Annotated in this window: 3 protein-coding genes; 2 read left to right on the top strand and 1 reads right to left on the bottom strand. The window is 44.8% G+C overall.

What is annotated here, in order from left to right:
- Nucleotides 1-511 (bottom strand): hypothetical protein (locus tag A1D16_RS11800; protein WP_290709684.1); only part of this gene is annotated, 511 nt, incomplete at its 3' end.
- Between the two features lie 126 nt (nucleotides 512-637).
- Here A1D16_RS11800 and A1D16_RS11795 point away from each other — a divergent pair.
- Entirely contained in the window at nucleotides 638-1,951 is a 1,314-nt protein-coding gene (locus A1D16_RS11795) for a pitrilysin family protein (protein ID WP_290709682.1), read from the top strand.
- 17 nt (nucleotides 1,952-1,968) lie between these two features.
- Nucleotides 1,969-2,554 (top strand): insulinase family protein (locus A1D16_RS11790; protein WP_290709680.1); only part of this gene is annotated, 586 nt, incomplete at its 3' end.

The following is a 2,554-nucleotide window of genomic DNA, read 5'->3' as shown; positions in this document are numbered from 1 at the left end:
TGAAATAGTTTTTGATATTTAAGCCTTCAGGCAAACTCCATCTTCCATCGTCTTTCATATAACACATACTGATGCCTTTGCCAACATATCCGCCTTTTACGAAAGCCCCCCTGATAAGGATACGGTTATTATCGGGAGAAATCCAGTAAACGGCATTATAATGGGTGGTGTTGAGGGGGTAGGCAAGGTGTTTGGCCTCGCTCCAGTTGCCGAGGGTATCACGAAAAGCCACCCATATATCCTGTGAATTGGGAACCGACCGGTACTTGGTATTCCGGGGATGGTTTTCGCAGATAAAAAACAGGAGATTGCCGTCTGCCGAAATAGTTGGCCTTAATTCAGGCAGATCTGAATTAATTCCTTCACCCAGGTTTTCAATTTTGATGACGGTATTTTCCTTAATAACATTTTCTTTCTGGGCAATGTATTTAATACTGGTATCAATCGACGGTTGTGCAAAACCAGGCAACACAAATAAGACCAAAAGCAGCGGCAGGTATAATTTTCTCAAGGATCGGATCTTTTCCTAACAACGTAAAGACGAGAAAAATAATGTATGAGTAAGGGTTTTTTTTAGGAGTGGTAGATGGCTGAAAACTAACAAATAGTAGCTTTATCCCGCACTAAACACATAATTATGAAGAAAATCTGGACGGGTTTATTTCTTTTGTCCGCTTATTTCTCCCATGCCCAGCTAAAAGCTGATGAGGTTCAGACCTTTACGCTTTCAAATGGAATGAAATTTTTGGTAGTAGAGGACTTTTCCATTCCCAATGCCAACATGTATCTTTTTTACCGGGTTGGTTCCCGGAATGAATACCAGGGCATAACCGGGTTATCGCATTTCTTTGAGCACATGATGTTTAACGGGGCTAAAAAATATGGTCCCAAGGAATTCGACCGTACCATGGAGTTTAACGGGGGTGCTAACAATGCCTATACGCGCGAGGATGTAACAGTTTATACCAACTGGTTTCCTGCTTCGGCCACCGAAGTGATTTTTGACCTGGAAGCAGACCGTATTTCCAGCCTTACCATCGATCCAAAAGTAGTGGAAAGTGAGCGGGGGGTAGTGATCTCTGAACGCAGCACAGGATTGGAAAACTCTCCTTACCGGGTATTATTTGAAGCGGTACAGGGACAAGCATTTGCCGAGCACCCCTACCACTGGCCGGTTATTGGCTACCTGGACGATATGAAAAACTGGAAACAGGCCGACCTGGAGCGGTATTTCAAAACTTATTATGCGCCCAATAACTGCGTGGTGGTGATTTCGGGAGCAATAAAACTGGCTACGGTAAAAGCCCTGGCCGAAAAATACCTGGCTCCTATTCCTGCGCAGGCGGCCCCACCCGAGGTTCATATCAAAGAACCCAGGCAGACGGGGGAAAAAAGGATTATGGTACAAAAGCAGGTTGCCAATCCTTATATAAGCATGGCCTGGCATACACCGGAAGCCCGGCACGCCGATTATTATGCCTTGTCTTTACTGGCAGATTTGCTGGCAGAGGGGCAGTCATCGCGCCTGTATAAAAACCTGGTGGATAATAAGCAGCTGGCAACAACGGTATTTGCGCGGTATTCAGAAAGTTTTGATCCCACTTTGTTCAGCATAACGGCGGCAGCTGCCCGGGGTACTAAAACCGAGGATATTGAAAAGGAAGTGTATGCAGCCCTGGAATCGATCAAAAAAGAAGGCGTTACTGCTGAGGAATTGGAAAAAGTAAAAAATTCTAAACTGATCGAATTCTATCGGCAAATTGAAACCATTAATGGCAAATCCAACAATATCGGCACTTACGAAGTATTCTTTGGCGATTATAAAAAGCTGTTTGATGCGCCCGGCCAATACAACAAGGTAACGGCGGAGGATATTAAACGGGTTGCTACGGAATATTTTACCAAACCGAATCGTACCGTGGGAATTCTGACAGCAAAAGTTGAGGACTAAATTTTTAAAACAAAGGAATGAAACAATTACTCAAAAAATATAGCTTACTGGTGGCGGTGTTCCTGTATACCGGCGCCGGTTTATTTGCACAGGCGTTTAAGTTGCCGGCTTACCAGAAATTTACACTTAAAAATGGCCTCACTGTTTACCTGATGGAACAACACGAAGTGCCGATGATTTCGGTTTCCGCCATTTTGCCCGCGGGTGCCATATTTGACGGTCAGCAAGCAGGATTGGCATCACTTACGGCGGCTGCGTTGCAACATGGAACAAAATCTTATTCGAAGCAGGAGCTGGATGGTGCCATCGATTTTATAGGAGCCAGCCTTTCTTCTTATGCCAATAAAGAATATGCCGGCCTCTCTTCGTCCTTTGCCAGTAAGGACATGGAGAAGATGATGGGGATTTTATCGGAAGTATTAACTGCGCCACGATTTGATACCAGCGAGTTCAGCAAGGAAAAAAGACGTACGCTGATCCGTTTGGATCAATTGAAAGAAAGTCCACGCAATGTGATTGGGCCTTATTTTGACCAGTTCCTGTATGGCGATCATGTGTATGGCACCATTGTATCGGGTACAACTGCTTCGGTACAGCCATTGT

This window comes from Flavihumibacter sp. CACIAM 22H1, from assembly GCF_001601815.1.
Lineage (GTDB): Bacteria > Bacteroidota > Bacteroidia > Chitinophagales > Chitinophagaceae > Flavihumibacter.
The sequence above is the reverse complement of the archived record's forward strand: the minus strand, read 5'-3'. Positions and strand labels throughout refer to the sequence as shown.